16 protein-coding genes are annotated in these 15,549 nt (G+C 68.7%); 12 read left to right on the top strand and 4 right to left on the bottom strand.

The window, feature by feature from the left end; genetic code table 11:
- Positions 1–101: 101 nt before the first annotated feature.
- The 7 genes from ACWPN5_RS23420 (at position 102) to ACWPN5_RS23390 (ending at position 7,942) form a co-directional block, all read left to right on the top strand.
- Positions 102–2,525 (top strand): TonB-dependent siderophore receptor, encoded by a 2,424-nt coding sequence (locus tag ACWPN5_RS23420; RefSeq protein WP_492297641.1) that lies wholly within the window; start codon positions 102–104, stop codon positions 2,523–2,525.
- A gap of 30 nt (positions 2,526–2,555) precedes the next feature.
- Positions 2,556–3,296, top strand: coding sequence for a cobalt ABC transporter substrate-binding protein (locus ACWPN5_RS23415; RefSeq protein ID WP_492297639.1), 741 nt, complete (start codon positions 2,556–2,558; stop codon positions 3,294–3,296).
- Positions 3,293–3,574: a DUF3649 domain-containing protein gene (locus tag ACWPN5_RS23410; RefSeq protein WP_492297637.1), complete on the top strand. Its 282-nt coding sequence runs from the start codon at positions 3,293–3,295 to the stop codon at positions 3,572–3,574. The genes ACWPN5_RS23415 and ACWPN5_RS23410 overlap by 4 nt, the downstream gene beginning before the upstream one ends.
- A gap of 13 nt (positions 3,575–3,587) precedes the next feature.
- Positions 3,588–5,210, top strand: coding sequence for a PepSY-associated TM helix domain-containing protein (locus tag ACWPN5_RS23405; RefSeq protein ID WP_492297635.1), 1,623 nt, complete (start codon positions 3,588–3,590; stop codon positions 5,208–5,210).
- 2 nt (positions 5,211–5,212) lie between these two features.
- Positions 5,213–5,500: a DUF3325 domain-containing protein gene (locus tag ACWPN5_RS23400; protein ID WP_145689484.1), complete on the top strand. Its 288-nt coding sequence runs from the start codon at positions 5,213–5,215 to the stop codon at positions 5,498–5,500.
- A gap of 144 nt (positions 5,501–5,644) precedes the next feature.
- The gene (locus tag ACWPN5_RS23395) at positions 5,645–7,711 is read left to right on the top strand and encodes a carbon starvation CstA family protein (protein ID WP_492297633.1); all 2,067 of its coding nucleotides are present in this window, start codon (positions 5,645–5,647) and stop codon (positions 7,709–7,711) included.
- A 27-nt stretch (positions 7,712–7,738) separates the two neighbouring features.
- Positions 7,739–7,942, top strand: a complete 204-nt coding sequence (locus ACWPN5_RS23390) for a YbdD/YjiX family protein (protein WP_114857739.1) — start codon at positions 7,739–7,741, stop codon at positions 7,940–7,942.
- A 130-nt stretch (positions 7,943–8,072) separates the two neighbouring features.
- Here the strand turns inward: ACWPN5_RS23390 and ACWPN5_RS23385 are convergent, their stop codons facing one another.
- Genes ACWPN5_RS23385 through ACWPN5_RS23375 form a run of 3 tightly spaced genes read right to left on the bottom strand, consistent with a single transcriptional unit; the run spans position 8,073 to position 10,633 of the window.
- Positions 8,073–8,606: a cyclase dehydrase gene (locus ACWPN5_RS23385; protein ID WP_145689480.1), complete on the bottom strand. Its 534-nt coding sequence runs from the start codon at positions 8,604–8,606 to the stop codon at positions 8,073–8,075.
- Positions 8,607–8,620: 14 nt separating this feature from the next.
- Positions 8,621–9,793: a zinc-dependent alcohol dehydrogenase gene (locus ACWPN5_RS23380; protein WP_200476446.1), complete on the bottom strand. Its 1,173-nt coding sequence runs from the start codon at positions 9,791–9,793 to the stop codon at positions 8,621–8,623.
- Positions 9,794–9,841: 48 nt separating this feature from the next.
- Positions 9,842–10,633, bottom strand: a complete 792-nt coding sequence (locus tag ACWPN5_RS23375) for an SDR family NAD(P)-dependent oxidoreductase (RefSeq protein WP_492297630.1) — start codon at positions 10,631–10,633, stop codon at positions 9,842–9,844.
- 267 nt (positions 10,634–10,900) lie between these two features.
- Between ACWPN5_RS23375 and ACWPN5_RS23370 the strand changes: the two genes are divergently transcribed.
- The 5 genes from ACWPN5_RS23370 to ACWPN5_RS23350 all read left to right on the top strand — a co-directional run bounded on the left by ACWPN5_RS23370 (position 10,901) and on the right by ACWPN5_RS23350 (position 14,564).
- The gene (locus tag ACWPN5_RS23370) at positions 10,901–11,593 is read left to right on the top strand and encodes a GntR family transcriptional regulator (protein ID WP_200476450.1); all 693 of its coding nucleotides are present in this window, start codon (positions 10,901–10,903) and stop codon (positions 11,591–11,593) included.
- 61 nt (positions 11,594–11,654) lie between these two features.
- Positions 11,655–12,446: a transporter substrate-binding domain-containing protein gene (locus tag ACWPN5_RS23365; protein ID WP_035677591.1), complete on the top strand. Its 792-nt coding sequence runs from the start codon at positions 11,655–11,657 to the stop codon at positions 12,444–12,446.
- Between the two features lie 78 nt (positions 12,447–12,524).
- Positions 12,525–13,196: an amino acid ABC transporter permease gene (locus tag ACWPN5_RS23360; RefSeq protein ID WP_035677589.1), complete on the top strand. Its 672-nt coding sequence runs from the start codon at positions 12,525–12,527 to the stop codon at positions 13,194–13,196.
- Entirely contained in the window at positions 13,193–13,852 is a 660-nt protein-coding gene (locus ACWPN5_RS23355; RefSeq protein ID WP_492297627.1) for an amino acid ABC transporter permease, read from the top strand. Before ACWPN5_RS23360 ends, ACWPN5_RS23355 begins: the two co-directional genes overlap by 4 nt.
- Positions 13,830–14,564, top strand: a complete 735-nt coding sequence (locus tag ACWPN5_RS23350; protein ID WP_014197879.1) for an amino acid ABC transporter ATP-binding protein — start codon at positions 13,830–13,832, stop codon at positions 14,562–14,564. Before ACWPN5_RS23355 ends, ACWPN5_RS23350 begins: the two co-directional genes overlap by 23 nt.
- 171 nt (positions 14,565–14,735) lie before the next feature.
- Here the strand turns inward: ACWPN5_RS23350 and ACWPN5_RS23345 are convergent, their stop codons facing one another.
- The gene (locus tag ACWPN5_RS23345) at positions 14,736–15,491 is read right to left on the bottom strand and encodes an SGNH/GDSL hydrolase family protein (protein ID WP_492297625.1); all 756 of its coding nucleotides are present in this window, start codon (positions 15,489–15,491) and stop codon (positions 14,736–14,738) included.
- Between the last annotated feature and the right edge of the window lie 58 nt (positions 15,492–15,549).

The following is a 15,549-nucleotide window of genomic DNA, read 5'->3' as shown; positions in this document are numbered from 1 at the left end:
GTCACATCTACACCTTTTAATTGAGGAACGGCTCTATGCTACATTCTTGCGGCACGGACGCTCCGCGTCCAACCGCCCGCCGCCGCGGTGCCGCCGGCCCCGTGCAGGACGTCTTTGCGCCGGGACTGCGCCCGGTCGCCATGGCGGTTTGTTTTGCCAGCACCGTCCTCGCGGGCGGCCTTCCCTTCGCGCCGGCCGCGCAGGCGCAGACGGCGGCGGCCCGCACGGTCGACGCCAACGTGCCGGCGGGGCCGCTGGACGCCGCGTTGCGCGGCTTCGCCGCCCAGGCCGGGGTGAGCATCGCCGTGGACCCGGCTCAGGTCCGGGGCAAGACCTCCCAGGGGCTGCGCGGACCGACGACGGTCGAGGACGGCTTCCGCCGCCTGCTGGACGGCAGCGGTTATCAGCTCGCGGGCACGCCGTCGGGGTACGGCCTCGTCGCGCAAGGCTCCACGCCGGTCGTGAACGCCCCGGCCGGGGCGACGGTGCTGCCCTCCGTCCAGGTGTCGGCCAACGCCGGCGCGCTGCCGGGCGAGCCGCCGCCCTACGCCGGCGGTCAGGTGGCGCGCGGCGGCTCGCTGGGCCTGCTGGGCACCAGGAACACGCTGGACACCCCGTTCAGCACGACGAACTACACCGCCGAGCTGATCGAGAACCAGCAGGCGCGCACGGCGGCCGACACGCTGGTCAACGATTCGTCGGTGCGCACGACCACCGGCGGCAACGGCTTCGACGACACCTTCCAGATCCGCGGCTTCGCCGTTCCGTCCGGCGACGTCGGCTTCAACGGCATGTACGGGCTGGTGTCCTCCAACCGCGTGCCCTCGCAGATCATCGAGCGGATCGAGCTGCTGAAGGGGCCGGGCGCGCTGATGAACGGCATCGCCCCGAATGGCAGCATCGGCGGCGGCATCAACATCCTCAGCAAGCGCGCCGGCGACCAGCCGCTGACCCGCGTGACCGGGCTCTACCAGAGCGACGCCAATTTCGGCGTCCATGTCGACACCGGGCGCCGCTTCGGCGAGAACAACGCCTGGGGCGTGCGCTTCAACGGCCTGCTGCGCGGCGGCGAGGCCTCGATCGAGGACGGCGACGTCAAGACCGGCCTCGGCTCGCTGGCGGTGGATTACCGGGGCGAGCGGTTGCGCTGGTCGCTCGACGGCATCATCCAGCGCGACGACACCGACAATTTCCGCCCGCAGATCAGCATCCTGTCTACGACGACGGCGATCCCGTCGCCGCCCGACGCGCGCAGCAACTGGTACCCGGACACCAAGCTGGTCCAGAAGGACAAGACCATCGCCTCGAACATTGAGTTCGACGTGACGGACTGGCTGACCGCCTACGCCGGCATCGGCTACCGGGACGGCACCAACGATCAGGTGTTCCCGCAGTCCAACCCCGCCGTGAACGCGCTCGGCAACTTCACGGTCCGCAACTCCTACTACGACTCCTACAGCGAGACGGTCAGCGGCACGGCCGGCGCGCGCCTGCGCTTCGAGACGGGTCCGGTCCGCCACCAGGTCAACATCGGCTACACCGGCTTCCAGCGGGAGGAAGGCAACGCCTACATCCAGGCCGCCGGCTCGGCCCCGTCGAGCATCTACAACCCGGCGCCGCTGCCGGTCATCACCGCGCCGCGCACCGATCCGCGCAAGTCGGCCGAGACGACGCTGAGCAGCATCGCGATCGCCGACACGCTGTCCTTCGTCAACGACCGCGTCCTGCTGACGCTCGGCGTGCGCGACCAGACGGTGAAGGTGAAGGGCTACAGCACGACGACCGGCGCGCAGACCAGCAACTACGACGCCAGCGCCACGACGCCGCTCGCCGGTCTGGTGGTCAAGCCGCTGGAGAATGTCGCGGTCTACGGCAACTACGCCGAGGGCCTGTCGCGCGGCACCATCGTCGGCGCCGGCTACGCCAACACCGGCGCGGTGCTCGAGCCCTACAAGTCGAAGCAGCTCGAAGGCGGCGTCAAGGTCGATTGGGGGACCATCACGACCACCGCCGCGCTGTTCCAGATCACCCGCCCCAGCTCGATCCGCACCGCGTCCAACGAGCTGGCCTATGACGGCGAGCAGCGCAACCGCGGCCTGGAGCTGTCGGCCTACGGCGAGATCCTGCCCGGCCTGCGCGCCATGGCCAGCGCGACCTTCCTGAAGCCGGAGCTGACGAAGACCGCCGTCGCCTCGGAAGAGGGCAACGACGCCGCCGGCGTGCCGGACAAGAGCTTCTCCGCCAGCCTGGATTGGGACACCCCCTGGGTCGAGGGCCTCGCCCTCAACGGGCGCGTGATCCACACCTCCGGCTCCTACCTGACCAACGCCAACACGCTGCGTTTCGACGGCTGGACCCGCTTCGATATCGGTGCCCGCTACACCACCGACGTGTCGGGCAAGCCCGTCGTGCTGCGCGCCAGCGTCGAGAACCTCTTCGACAAGGAGTACTGGCTGACCACCGGCACCTACGTGACCGTCGGCTCGCCGCGGACGGTGCTGCTGTCCGCCACCGTCGATTTCTAAATCCGCCAAGCCATTCCTTTGGATGACGTCATGAACAAACTGTCCCTCGCCCTCATCGCCGCGCTGGGCTTCGCCATGCCCGCCGCCATGCCCGCCCAAGCCCACCAGATCTGGATCGAGCAGCCCGAGCAGGGCAACGCCACGATCCGCTTCGGGGAGTTCGGCGAGAACCTGCGCGAGGTCTCGCCCGGCCTGCTCGACAAGTTCGGCAAGCCGGCCGCCACCCTTCTCTCCGCCAAGGGCGAGCAGAAGGCCGAAGCCGCCAAGACCGCCGACGGCTTCGCGCTGCCCTTCAAGGCCGGCAACGGCGAAAGCATTGTCGCCGAGGACACGCTCTACCCGCTCTACACCTGGAAGCAGGGGGACAAGGAGACCACCAACTGGTTCCACCCCGCCGCGCGCCTGATCACCGGCTTCGCCGAGCAGGCGCCGAAGCTGACGCTGGATCTGGTGCCCACCGGCACGCCCGGCCAGTTCAAGCTGCTCTTCCAGGGCCAGCCCAAGGCCAAGACCAAGGTGATGCTGGTCACCCAGTCCGGCTGGGCCAAGGAGGAGCACAGCGACGAGCAGGGGCTGGTCACCTTCGACCTGCCGTGGAAGGGCACCTACGTTGCCGAAGTCAGCCTGAACGAGCGCACCCCCGGCGAGCGTCAGGGCGCCAACGGCGCCGAGACGTATGACGGCGTCAGCTACGTCACCACGGTGACCTACGTCCACCCCGAGGGTCTGGCGCCGGTCCCCGCCGGTCCGGCGGCGATGCCCAACAAATGACCTCCGTGGCCGGACGGGTCCGTTCCGTTGGACCGCTCGTCTCGCGCATAGCCGCCGCCCTGCTCGGCGGCTATGCGCTGGCCGCACTCGCCAGCGTGGCGGTGCTGGCGCTTCCCATGAGCACGCCGCAGGCGGTGCTCACCGGCGAGATGGCGAGTTTCCTCATCTACGCCGCCGCCGTGATCTGGGTCTTCGCGGTCCGCAGCGCGCTGCGCGCCTGGGCGGGCCTGCTTGTCGTGGCCGCGCCGCTGTCGCTGGCGGCGTGGTCGGTCTGGTGATGGGGAGCCGAGCGTGACGACGGACCAGCAAGCGCGCCCCGACGGCCGTGGCCTCCGCCAGAGCATGTCCGACCTGCACACGTGGGTCGGGCTGCTTCTCGGCTGGGTGCTCTACGCGATGTTCCTCACCGGGACGGTGTCCTACTTCAAGGACGAGCTGTCGCAATGGATGCGCCCCGAACTGCCGGCGCAGAGCGGGGTTCCGGATCAGGCCGTGGTGGCCCAGCGGGTGGCCGACGAGCTGGTCGCCCGGGTGCCGGGCAGCCCGCAATGGAGCCTGCGCCTGCCGGACGCCCGCAACAACAGCGTCTACGCCTTCTGGCGCACCGCCGGGGCGGCTCCCGGCCAGCGCGGTTTTGGCGAGGGCAATTTCGACCCGGCGACCGGGCAGACGGTGTCGTCGCGCGCGACGCTGGGCGGCGACTTCTTCTATCGCTTCCATTTCCAGTTCCATTACATGCCGGTGGTGTGGGGACGCTGGATCGCCGGCGTCGCAGCGATGTTCATGCTGGTGGCCATCGTCAGCGGGGTCATCACCCACAAGAAGATCTTCGTCGATTTCTTCACCTTCCGCTGGGGCAAGGGGCAGCGCTCCTGGCTCGACGCGCACAACGCGCTGTCGGTGTTCGGGCTGCCGTTCCACGCCATGATCACCTACACCGGGCTGGTGACGCTGATGGCGCTCTACATGCCCTGGGGCCAGCAGGCGGGGATCAAGACCGCGGCGGACCGCCAGCAGCTCAACGCCGAACTCAGCGCCTTCATCCAGCCGGGCAAGCCCAGCGGCGAAAAGGCGCCGCTCGCCTCGATCGAGGACATGGTGCACCACGCCCAGGAGCGCTGGGGCCGCGACGGCGTCGGGCGGGTCACCGCCACGCATCCCGGCGACGCGGCGGCGCGGGTGGCGGTGGCGCGCGGCGACGGCGGGCGCGTGTCGATGAGCCCGCAATATCTGGAATTTGAAGGGACCACCGGCAAGCTGCTGGCCGTCCATGAAGGGGTGGGGCCGGCGGCGGAGACGCGCGGTGTACTCTACGCCCTGCATCTGGGGCGCTTCAGCGACTTGGTGACGCGCTGGCTCTATTTCCTGGTCAGCCTCGCCGGCACCGCCATGGTGGGCACCGGTCTGGTGATGTGGACGGTGAAGCGCCGGCAGAAGCTGCCCGATCCGGCCCGGCCCCATGTCGGCTTCCACGTCGTGGAGCGGCTGAACATCGCCAGCATCGCCGGCCTGTCGGTCGCCATGGCGGCCTTCCTGTGGGCGAACCGCCTGCTGCCGGAGACCCTGGCGGACCGCGCCAACTGGGAAATCCACAGCTTCTTCATCGTCTGGGCGCTGACTCTGCTGCACGGCGTGCTGCGTCCGGCAAAGAAGGCCTGGGTCGAGCAGCTGTGGCTGGCCGCGGCGCTGCTGGCGTTGCTGCCCATGCTCAACGCCGCGACCACGCAGCGGCCTTTCTGGCGCAGCTTGGCCGACGGCGACTGGGTGTTCGTCGGCATGGACCTGATGTGCTGGGCGCTGGCGGCGCTCCACGCCGTCCTGGCGGTCCGCACCCTCCGTCACCAGCCCAAGACGCGGCCCGCCCGCAAAACCGTCAACAAGCCGGCCGGTGGCGCCGTTCTCCGCGAGGGATGAGCATGATCCACCTGTCCTCCTTCATCCTGTGCCTGACGGGGTTCGCCGCGCTGGCCTTCGCGATGGATCGTCCGCAGCATGACCTGTTCGGACGGCCCCTGCCGGCGCCCGCGACGCTCGCCCTGCGCGTCGGCGGGGCGGTTTCCCTGCTGGGCGCGCTGGGTCTCCTCGTGTCGTGGCAGGGCTGGGGGCTTGGCCTCGTCATGTTCAGCGGTCACACCAGCCTGGGCGCCGGTGTCGTCCATGGCGCCCTCATCATCCGGCAACGGCGGGCTGCCCGCTCAAATTGAGGGTACGCCTTATTTTTGACCCATTTTGTCGCGACCGGCGAGTTTGCTCTTCCCGTTCGGGCGTGATGAGAGGATGATTCTCCATCGTTTTCATCAGGTTCATCGTGCTTTTCAACGATTGCGAATCGTTTGGGAGGAGTACGCATGCCCCGCATCCTCAATCACGCGCCGTGGCTGGTCCTCGCCGTGCTGGGCGCCTTCGCGCTCGGCACCGTCGCCCTGGCGCGCGGCGAGACCATCAACGCCCTCTGGCTGGTCGTGGCCGCCGTCTGTACTTATCTGGTCTCCTACCGCTACTACAGCCTGTTCATCGCAACCCGCGTCATGCGGCTGGACCCGGCGCGCCCGACACCGGCGATGCGCCACAACGACGGGTTGGACTACGTCCCGACCAACCAGTACGTCCTGTTCGGCCACCATTTCGCGGCCATCGCCGGCGCCGGCCCGCTGGTTGGCCCGGTGCTGGCGGCCCAGATGGGCTATCTGCCGGGCATGCTGTGGATCCTGGCCGGCGTGGTGGTCGCCGGGGCGGTCCAGGACTTCATGATCCTGTTCGTCTCGATGCGCCGCGACGGGCGGTCGCTCGGTGAGCTGATCAAGGCCGAGCTGGGGGACATCCCCGGCGTCATCGCCCTGTTCGGCACCTTCATGATCATGGTCATCATCCTGGCGGTGCTGGCCCTGGTCGTGGTCAAGGCGCTGACCAACAGCCCGTGGGGCTTCTTCACGGTCGCCGCCACCGTGCCGATCGCCCTGTTCATGGGCGTCTACATGCGCTTCCTGCGCCCCGGCCGGATCGGCGAGATCTCGGTGGTCGGCTTCTTCCTGCTGATCGCCGCCATCCTGCTCGGCGGACAGGTGGCGCAGAGCGAGACGTGGGCGCCGGTCTTCACGCTGACCGGCATCCAGATCACCTGGATCCTGATCGGCTACGGCTTCGTGGCGTCGGTGCTGCCGGTGTGGCTGCTGCTGGCGCCGCGCGACTATCTGTCGACCTTCCTCAAGGTCGGCACCATCGTGATGCTGGCGCTGTGCATCCTGCTCGTCGCGCCGCCGATGAAGATGCCCAGCGTCACCCGCTTCGTCGACGGCACCGGGCCGGTGTGGTCGGGCAGCCTGTTCCCCTTCCTGTTTATCACCATCGCCTGCGGCGCGGTGTCGGGCTTCCACGCTCTGATCTCGTCGGGCACCACGCCGAAGATGGTGGAGAACGAGCTTCACACCCGCTTCATCGGCTACGGCGGCATGCTGACGGAGTCCTTCGTCGCCGTCATGGCGCTGGTCGCCGCCTCCTGCATCGAGCCGGGCATCTATTTCGCCATGAACAGCCCGCCCGCGCTGCTCGGCACCACGGCGGAGTCCGCGGCCCAGGTCATCAACAACTGGGGCTTCGTCATCACGCCGGAGATGATCACCCGGACGGCGCAGGACGTCGGCGAGGTGAGCATCCTGTCGCGGGCCGGCGGCGCGCCGACCCTGGCGGTCGGCATGGCGCAGATCTTCTCCGAACTGTTCGGCGGCAAGGGCATGATGGCCTTCTGGTACCATTTCGCCATCCTGTTCGAGGCGCTGTTCATCCTGACCGCCGTCGACGCCGGAACCCGCGCCGGGCGGTTCATGCTGCAGGACCTGCTGGGCGTCTTCTTCAAGCCGCTGCAGCGCACGGCGTCCTGGGCCGGCAACCTGATCGCCACCGGCCTGTGCGTCGCCGCCTGGGGCTACATCCTCTATCAGGGGGTGGTCGATCCGCTGGGCGGCATCAACACCTTCTGGCCGCTGTTCGGCATTTCCAACCAGATGCTGGCGGGGATCGCCCTGATCCTGGCGACGGTGGTGCTGTTCCGGATGAAGCGCGAACGCTACGCCTGGGTGACCATGGTGCCGGCGGCGTGGCTGCTGATCTGCACCCTGACCGCGGGCGTGCAGAAGGTCTTCCACAGCAACCCGGCGATCGGCTTCCTCGCCCACGCCGAGCGGTTCAGCACCGCCGCCAACGAGGGCCGGCTGCTCGCCCCGGCGACCTCGATGGAGCAGATGCGGCAGGTGATCTTCAACGATTACCTGGACGCGGCGCTGGCCTCGCTGTTCGTTCTGGTGGTGCTGGCGGTGCTGGTGTTCGGCGTCCTGTCCTGCCTGAAGGCATTGCGCAGCGACCGCCCGACCACCCGAGAAATCCCGACGGGTGGCGCCACCGCGCGGGCCGGGGATTGAACGCTGCATCTTGGAAAAGGACGACCGATGAGCGGCTTGAAAAGCAACCTCAGCCGATTCCGCGGTTACTTCGAGCAGACGGCCAAGCTCATGGTCGGGGTGCCGGATTACGACACCTATCTGGAGCACATGCGGACCCGGCACCCCGACCAGCCGGCGATGACCTACACCGAGTTCCTCGACAACCGTCTGCAGGCGCGCTACGGCGCCGGCAAGGCGGGGTGTTGCTGAGGATGTGTTGTCCCTTCTCCCCTCTGGGGAGAGGGTTAGGGTGAGGGGGTTGCGCGGGTTGGACCGTTTGGCACAAGCGCAACCCCCTCACCCGGCCCTACGGGCCACCCTCTCCCCAGAGGGGCGAGGGCTATAGCGGAGCCGCCGCGGCCGGCTGGAAGCGCAGTATGTCCGGGGTCCGCATGTCGGCGGGGATCGGGGCGTCCTTGGCAGCGCCGCGCATGGCGGCGGGCGGGCGTGGCAGGCCGCTGCGGTCGCTGTAGTCGGGGTGCGGCGTCCAGGCCGTTGCCTCCTCCCGGTGCAGCATCGCCGTGCACAGCACGTCGAGCGCCGTCACCGCCGCGACCGCGCCCAGCGCCGTGGCGACGTTCTCCCGGCGCGGGTTGCCGTCGTGGTGCGCCGACGCCAGCGTGGCGAGGTCCAGCGCGTCCCCGGCGACCCGCCCCCACATCCAGGGGCGGGCGTCGCCCATCGCCAGCAAGCCGACGCCGGTCGCCACCTCGCGGGCACCATAGGAGCGGATCAGCCCGGCCTGCTCCTCCATCCCCATCCAGCGGGCGATCCGGCGCCCGGCCACCAGTTCGGCCACACCCAGGCCGATGCTGAACCAGCCCAAGCCACGGGCCATCCGGTCGGCGGACGAATTCCTGCGGTAATACGCCATGACACCCCTCCCTGTTACGGCTTGAGCACGACCTTGATGCAGCCGTCCTGCTTGTCGCGGAAGGTCTGGTACATGCCCGGTCCGTCGGCCAGACCCACGGTGTGGGTGATGACGAAGGACGGGTCGATCTGGCCCTCCTGGATGCGGCGCAGCAGGTCGTCGGTCCAGCGGTTGACGTGGGTCTGGCCCATGCGCCAGGTCAGGCCCTTGTTCATCGACATGCCGAAGGGGACCTTGTCGATCAGCCCGCCATAGACGCCGGGGATCGACAGCGTGCCGGCGGGGCGGCAGACATACATCATCTCGCGCAGCACATGGGCGCGGTCGGATTCCAGGGCCAGCGCCTGCTTGGCGCGGTCGTACATGGAGTCGAGCGTGGCGGTGGCGTGCGCCTCCATGCCGACGGCGTCGATGCACTTCTCCGGACCCTTGCCGCCGGTCAGCTCGTTCAGCCGCTCGACGACGCTCTCCTCCTCGAAATTGATGGTGATGGCGCCGCCGGCCTTGGCCATGGACAGGCGCTCGGGCACGCGGTCGATGGCGATGACCTGCTTGGCGCCCAGCAGGACGGCGCTGCGGATCGTCATCTGCCCTACCGGGCCGCAGCCCCAGATCGCCACCGTGTCGGTCGGCTGGATGTCGCACTGCGCCGCGGCCTGCCAGCCGGTGGGGAAGATGTCGCCGAGGAACAGCACCTGCTCGTCGGTCAGCCCGTCCGGGATCTTCACATGGGTGCGGTCGGCGAAGGGGACGCGCACATACTCCGCCTGTCCGCCCGCATAGCCGCCGGTCAGGTGGGTGTAGCCGAACAGCCCGGCGGTGGTGTGGCCGAACAGCTTGTCGGCCATTGCCTTGTTGCGGTTGGAGCGCTCGCAGACCGAATAGTTGCCGCGGCGGCACTGGTCGCACTCGCCGCACCAGATGGTGAAGGGAACGACCACGCGGTCGCCGACCTTCAGGGCGCTCTTGGCCTCGGCCCCGACGTCGACGACCTCGCCCATGAACTCGTGGCCCATGATGTCGCCCTTTTCCATGCCGGGCATGAAGTGGTCGTAGAGGTGCAGATCCGAACCGCAGATGGCGCAGGACGTGACCTTGACGATGGCGTCGCGGGGCTGCTCGATCTCCGGGTCGGGGACGGTGTCGTAACGGATGTCCGCGGTGCCGTGCCAGACCAGGGCTTTCATGGGAAGCTCCTCCGTGGGGGTGGTGGAAGGGGGCCGGGCGGGTATCGATCAGTGGTGGCCGGAACCGGGCTCGGCCTGCTTGCGGTGCTGCTCGGCCAGCACGCCGGACGGCGTCACGGCGGCCATGGCGGTCTGCAGCTTGTTCTTCCAGCCGGCCACCACGTCGCCGTCGCCGCGCATCATCGCGTCGAAGCCGACCTTGGCGACCATCGCCGGGTCGTCCTTCTTGCCCTGGCCGATCTTGGTGTCCTCCATGCCGGCGCGCTCGAAGAACTCGGTGTCGGTGGCGCCGGGCATCAGGCAGGTGACCGTCACCCCGGAGTCCTTGATCTCGTGGCGCAGCGCGAAGGAGAAGGAATCGATGAAGGCCTTGGTGCCGTTGTAGACCGCCTGATAGGTGCCCGGCATGAAGCCGGCGATCGAGCCGGTGATCAGGATGCGGCCCCGCTTGCGGTCGCGCATGCCGCGCCCGACCTTCTGGATCAGGTACAGCGTGCCGGTGATGTTGGTGTCGATGACGTGCCGGGCCTCCTGGAAGTCCTGGTCGAGGAAGCCGTGGCCCAGCCCGTGGCCGGCGTTGGCGAGCAGGGCGTCGACCGGCCGGCCCTTCACCGCTGCGCACAGTGTGTCGACGCCGTCGAGGGTGGCGAGGTCCGCCTGCACCGTCTCCACCGTGACGCCGAGCGCGCGCAACTCCTTGGCGGCCTCCTCGATGGCCGGATCGTCGGCGGCAATCAGGAGGTCGAAGCCGTTCCGGGCGCATTCCTTGGCGAGTTCGAGCCCGATGCCGGTGGACGCCCCGGTGACGATGGCAAGGGAATGGGTGGCTGCACGAGCCATGGGAACGGTCCTCTTTGCGAAGCGGGAGAGTCCCTCAGCCCAACTGGAGCTGGCGGCCGTTGGTTCCGCCTTTTCCGCCGCCGTCCTCCACCATCCGGGGCAAGCGCAACGAGGCGATGCCGCAGAAGAGTGCATAAGGCTTAATCAGGTCGGCATCATGCCCAATTTTTGATCGCGACAAGGGTCGGTCCCCAGCGTTTCCGCGCTTTTCCGGTTGGCACGCCGCTTGCTCAACAGTCTTGTATACAAGATTGGTGCGGCAGCCTGATGACCCAGCTTCCCGACAGCATCGAAGACAGCGTGATCTCCGCCATCCTGGGCGGCCGGCTGCGGCCCGGCACCCGGCTGGGCGAGGCGAAGCTGGCCGAGGTCTACGGCGTATCCCGCACCCGCGTGCGCGAGGCGATGATGCGGCTGGAGACGCGCGGCATCGTCCATGTCAGCGCCCGGCGCGGCTGGTTCGTCGTCGAGCCCTCGGCGACGGAGGCGCGGGCCGCCTTCCAGGCGCGCCGGGTGATCGAGACCGGGATGCTGCGCGATCTGCACACGCTTCCGGAGCACACGCTGCGCGGCGACGCCGTCGCCCACCTGCGCGCCCATGTCGAGGAAGAGCGCGAGGCGCTGCACACCGGCCATGTCGGCTCACGCACCTGCCTGCTCGGCGACTTCCACATCCACCTCGCCCACGCCTTCGGCAACCCCTTCCTGACCGACATCCTGCGCGACCTGACCGCACGCACGACGCTGGTCTCGATGCTCTACCAGTCCGACCAGGACGCCGCGGCGTCCAGCGACGACCATGCCGGCATCGTGACGCTGCTGGCCGACGGCGACTACGCCGGGGCGGCGCGGCTGATGGACGAGCACATCCGGCGCGTCGAGGACGGACTCGACCTCGCCGCCGCCCCCGATCCCCTGGCCGGCCTGCGCGAGATCCTCTCGCCCGGCGCCCCCGCCTGACCCTTTCACGCAACCCATTCCATCCAGAACCGGCCCATCCAGCCAAAAAGGAGTTAGAGACATGAAGCGCAGGACCCTGCTCGCCCTGGCCGTCGCCGCCGTCGCCGGCCTGTCCATCGCCCAGGCCCCCGCCGCGCGGGCCGACGCCCTTCAGGACATCACCAAGCGCGGCACGCTGCGCGTCGCCGTTCCGCAGGACTTCCCGCCCTTCGGCTCGGTCGGCCCGGACATGACCCCGCTCGGCTACGACATCGACGTGGCCAAGCTGATCGGCGCCAAGATGGGCGTGAAGGTGGAGCTGGTGCCGGTGACCAGCGCCAACCGCATCCCCTTCCTGCAGACCAACAAGGTCGATCTGGTCATCTCCAGCCTCGGCAAGAACGCCGAGCGCGAGAAGGTCATCGACTTCACCGACGCCTACGCACCCTTCTTCAACGGCGTCTTCGCCCCGGCCGGCGTGACCGCCGCGAAGCCGGAGGATCTGGCCGGCAAGACCGTCGGGGTGACCCGCGGCGCCATCGAGGATCTGGAGCTGACCAAGATCGCCCCGGCCGACGCGGTCATCAAGCGCTACGAGGACAACAACGGCACCATCTCCGCCTTCCTGTCCGGTCAGGTCGAGGTGGTGGCGACCGGCAACGTCGTGGCGGCGGCGATCCTCGCCCGCAACCCGCCGAAGCGGCCGGAGCTGAAGTTCCTCATCAAGAACTCCCCCTGCTACATCGGCTTGAGCAAGGAGCAGCCGGCCCTGCTGGAGAAGCTGAACGGCATCCTGGCGGCGGCCAAGGCCGACGGCTCGCTGAACGCCATCGCGCAGAAGTGGCTGTCCGCCGACCTGCCGAAGGACCTCTGAAGACGATAAGGCCGGGGCGCCGCGGGTGGCTTCGGCCCCACGGCGGCCCGGCGTACGGGGGGCTGACCGGAGGGCCGCATGACCTACCGCTTCGATTATTCGTGGATCGCCGAATACTGGCCCGTCATCCTGAAGGGGCTGGTGACGACGGTCGAACTGACCCTGATCGGCACGCTGTTCGGGGTGGCGCTGGGCATCGCCTGCGCCTGGACGCGGTCGCTCGGGCCGCGCTGGCTGCGGCCGCCGGTCGTCGCCTACGTCGAGCTGATCCGCAACACGCCCTTCCTGATCCAGCTGTTCTTCATCTTCTTCGGCCTGCCGTCGCTCGGCGTGCAGATGACCGAGTTCCAGGCGGCGGTCCTGGCGATGGTCATCAACCTCGGCGCCTACAGCGGCGAGATCATCCGCGCCGGCATCGAGGCCACCCCGCGCGGCCAGTTCGAGGCCGGGGCCAGCCTCGCCATGACGCGGTTCGAGACCTTCCGCCACGTCGTCCTGATCCCGGCGCTGCAACGGATCTGGCCGGCGCTGTCGTCGCAGATCGTCATCGTCATGCTCGGCTCGTCGGTGGTGTCGCAGATCGCGGCGGAGGACATCACCTTCGCCGCCAACTTCATCCAGTCGCGGACCTTCCGCGCCTTCGAGAGCTATTTCCTGACCACCGGCCTCTATCTGCTGCTGGCGCTGGCGCTTCGGCAGGCGCTGCGCGGCGTCGGAAACAAGCTGTTCCCGCGGAGGGCCGCGCGATGATGACCTTCACCCTGTGGGACATCCTGCGCAACCTGCTGCTGGCGGCGCGCTGGACGGTCCTTCTCTCGCTGGTCTCCTTCATCGGCGGCGGGCTTTTGGGGATGGCGCTGCTCTACCTGCGCATCGGCAAGGCGCGGGTCGGGCAAATCTTCGTCCAGGGCTATGTCGAGCTGTTCCAGGGCACGCCGCTGCTGATGCAGCTCTTCCTCGCCTTCTTCGGGCTCGGCTTGTTCGGCATCGACGTCCCGGCCTGGCTGGCCGCCGGGCTGGCGCTGATCCTGTGGACGGCGGCCTTCCTGGTGGAGATCTGGCGCGGCTGCGTGGAATCGGTCGCCCGCGGCCAGTGGGAGGCGTCGGCCAGCCTCGGCATGGGCTACGTCCAGCAGATGCGCTACGTGATCCTGCCCCAGGCGGTGCGGGTCGCCGTCCCGCCCACCGTCGGCTTCTCCGTGCAGGTGGTGAAGGGCACGGCGCTGACCTCGATCATCGGCTTCGTGGAGCTGTCCAAGGCCGGCACGGTCGTCACCAACGCGACCTTCGAACCCTTCACCGTCTACGGGCTGGTCGCCCTGATCTACTTCGCGCTGTGCTGGCCCCTGTCCAAGAGCAGCCAGATTCTGGAAAGGAAGCTCAATGTCGCTCATCGCAATCACTGAGGTGAAGAAGCGCTTCGGCGACGTCGAAGTCCTGAAGGGGATCAATCTGGACGTCGAGCGCGGCGAGGTCGTCGCCATCATCGGCAAGAGCGGTTCGGGCAAGAGCACGCTTTTGCGCTGCGTCAACGGGCTGGAGATGATCGACGACGGCTCGATCATGGTGGCCGGCGCCCAGCTCATCAACGACGACCTCCACCTGAAGGCGCTGCGGCTGAAGGTCGGCATGATCTTCCAGCAGTTCAACCTGTTCCCGCACCTGTCGGCGGGGCGCAACGTCATGCTGTCGCAGATGGTCGTCAAGAAGACGCCGGCGCGCGAGGCGGAGGCGATGGCCCGCCGCATGCTGGAGCGGGTGGGCTTGGGCCACAAGTTCGACGCCTACCCCGACCAGCTCTCCGGCGGTCAGCAGCAGCGCGTCGCCATCGCGCGGGCGCTGTCGATGCAGCCGATGGCCCTGCTGTGCGATGAGATCACTTCCGCGCTGGACCCGGAACTGGTGAACGAGGTGCTGGCGGTGGTGAAGGAACTGGCCGCCGATGGCATGACGCTGATGATGGTGACCCACGAGATGCGCTTCGCCCGCGAGGTCTGCGACCGGGTCGTCTTCATGCACCAGGGCCGCGTGCACGAGATCGGCCCGCCCGAGGAGGTCTTCGGCAACCCCCGCACCCCGGAACTCCGGCAGTTCCTCGGCGCGCAACTGGTGGTCTGATTGGGAAACGATAGTCCCTCTCCCGTCCCGGGAGAGGGAAGGGGCCCGCGCTGCAGGCGTGGGAAGGGTGAGGGTACTGCCGAGGATTGGTGTCTTGATCCTCGCGCGACCCTCACCCGCCCGCTTCGCGGGCACCCTCTCCCGGGGCGGGAGAGGGATGTTTGGAGACGCTCAGCGCGCCGCGGTTTTCTCGCTGACCACCCGCGGGGTGTCGATCATGTCAGCGACGAACTCCGCCAGACAGCGGTAGCTGAGATCCTTCAGGTGCAGGCCATCGGTGCTCAGCACCTGATCGGCGGCGAAGTGCCGGCTCTCCAGCCACCACGCCATGATGCGGTAGCGGTCGAGCACCGGCACATCGAGTTCGCGGCCGAGCGCCACCACGGTCGACGCGTAGGCGGGGTAGGAGTCGACCTTGGCCTCGCCGGGGAAGGACTGCGGGTTCATCAGGATAACGTCGGCGCCGGTCTTGCGGATGCGGGCGATGCCGTCGCGCAGAGTGGCGGCGAAGGCGTCGAGCGGCACCTTCTGGAAGCTGTCGTTGGTTCCGACCTGCCAGACCACGAGGTCCGGCTTGGCGGCCAGCACGTCCTTGTCGAAGCGGACGAGGTTGGCCCCCGCCGTCTCGCCGCCGATGCCCTTGTTCAGGACCTGGATGGCCGAGGTGGCGTGACGCTGCTCCAGAATGGCGTCGAGCTGGGCGGGGTAGGTGGCGGTGATGGTGGTGGCCCCGACGCCTTCCGTGCTGGACGACCCCATGGCGACGACCGTCAGCGGCTGCCCGGCGGCCAGGGCGGCCCGGCTGTGCACCAGTCCGGTGGCCGCGGAATCCGCGCCGGGCGGGACCGGGCACAGCGCCGACGCGGCGGCGGCACCGCTCCACAACACCCAAGCGGCCATCAGTCCGCCAAGCACCCGTCCCGTCATGAGCCACGCTCCCCTGGTTCGCCTCGTCGAGGCACGCTGTCCGGGAGCCATGGTCAGG

The sequence above is a fragment of the Azospirillum sp. UENF 211521 genome, assembly GCF_058780535.1.
Note: the sequence above shows the minus strand (reverse complement) of the source record. Positions and strands in the feature narration are given on the sequence as shown.

Coding starts and splice junctions, on each gene's coding strand:
- ACWPN5_RS23415 (WP_492297639.1), top strand. CDS start 2,556: ATGAACAAACTGTCCCTCGCCCTCATCGCCGCGCTGGGCTTCGCCATG.
- ACWPN5_RS23410 (WP_492297637.1), top strand. CDS start 3,293: ATGACCTCCGTGGCCGGACGGGTCCGTTCCGTTGGACCGCTCGTCTCG.
- ACWPN5_RS23400 (WP_145689484.1), top strand. CDS start 5,213: ATGATCCACCTGTCCTCCTTCATCCTGTGCCTGACGGGGTTCGCCGCG.
- ACWPN5_RS23395 (WP_492297633.1), top strand. CDS start 5,645: ATGCCCCGCATCCTCAATCACGCGCCGTGGCTGGTCCTCGCCGTGCTG.
- ACWPN5_RS23390 (WP_114857739.1), top strand. CDS start 7,739: ATGAGCGGCTTGAAAAGCAACCTCAGCCGATTCCGCGGTTACTTCGAG.
- ACWPN5_RS23385 (WP_145689480.1), bottom strand. CDS start 8,606: ATGGCGTATTACCGCAGGAATTCGTCCGCCGACCGGATGGCCCGTGGC.
- ACWPN5_RS23380 (WP_200476446.1), bottom strand. CDS start 9,793: ATGAAAGCCCTGGTCTGGCACGGCACCGCGGACATCCGTTACGACACC.
- ACWPN5_RS23375 (WP_492297630.1), bottom strand. CDS start 10,633: ATGGCTCGTGCAGCCACCCATTCCCTTGCCATCGTCACCGGGGCGTCC.
- ACWPN5_RS23370 (WP_200476450.1), top strand. CDS start 10,901: ATGACCCAGCTTCCCGACAGCATCGAAGACAGCGTGATCTCCGCCATC.
- ACWPN5_RS23365 (WP_035677591.1), top strand. CDS start 11,655: ATGAAGCGCAGGACCCTGCTCGCCCTGGCCGTCGCCGCCGTCGCCGGC.
- ACWPN5_RS23360 (WP_035677589.1), top strand. CDS start 12,525: ATGACCTACCGCTTCGATTATTCGTGGATCGCCGAATACTGGCCCGTC.
- ACWPN5_RS23355 (WP_492297627.1), top strand. CDS start 13,193: ATGATGACCTTCACCCTGTGGGACATCCTGCGCAACCTGCTGCTGGCG.
- ACWPN5_RS23350 (WP_014197879.1), top strand. CDS start 13,830: ATGTCGCTCATCGCAATCACTGAGGTGAAGAAGCGCTTCGGCGACGTC.
- ACWPN5_RS23345 (WP_492297625.1), bottom strand. CDS start 15,491: ATGACGGGACGGGTGCTTGGCGGACTGATGGCCGCTTGGGTGTTGTGG.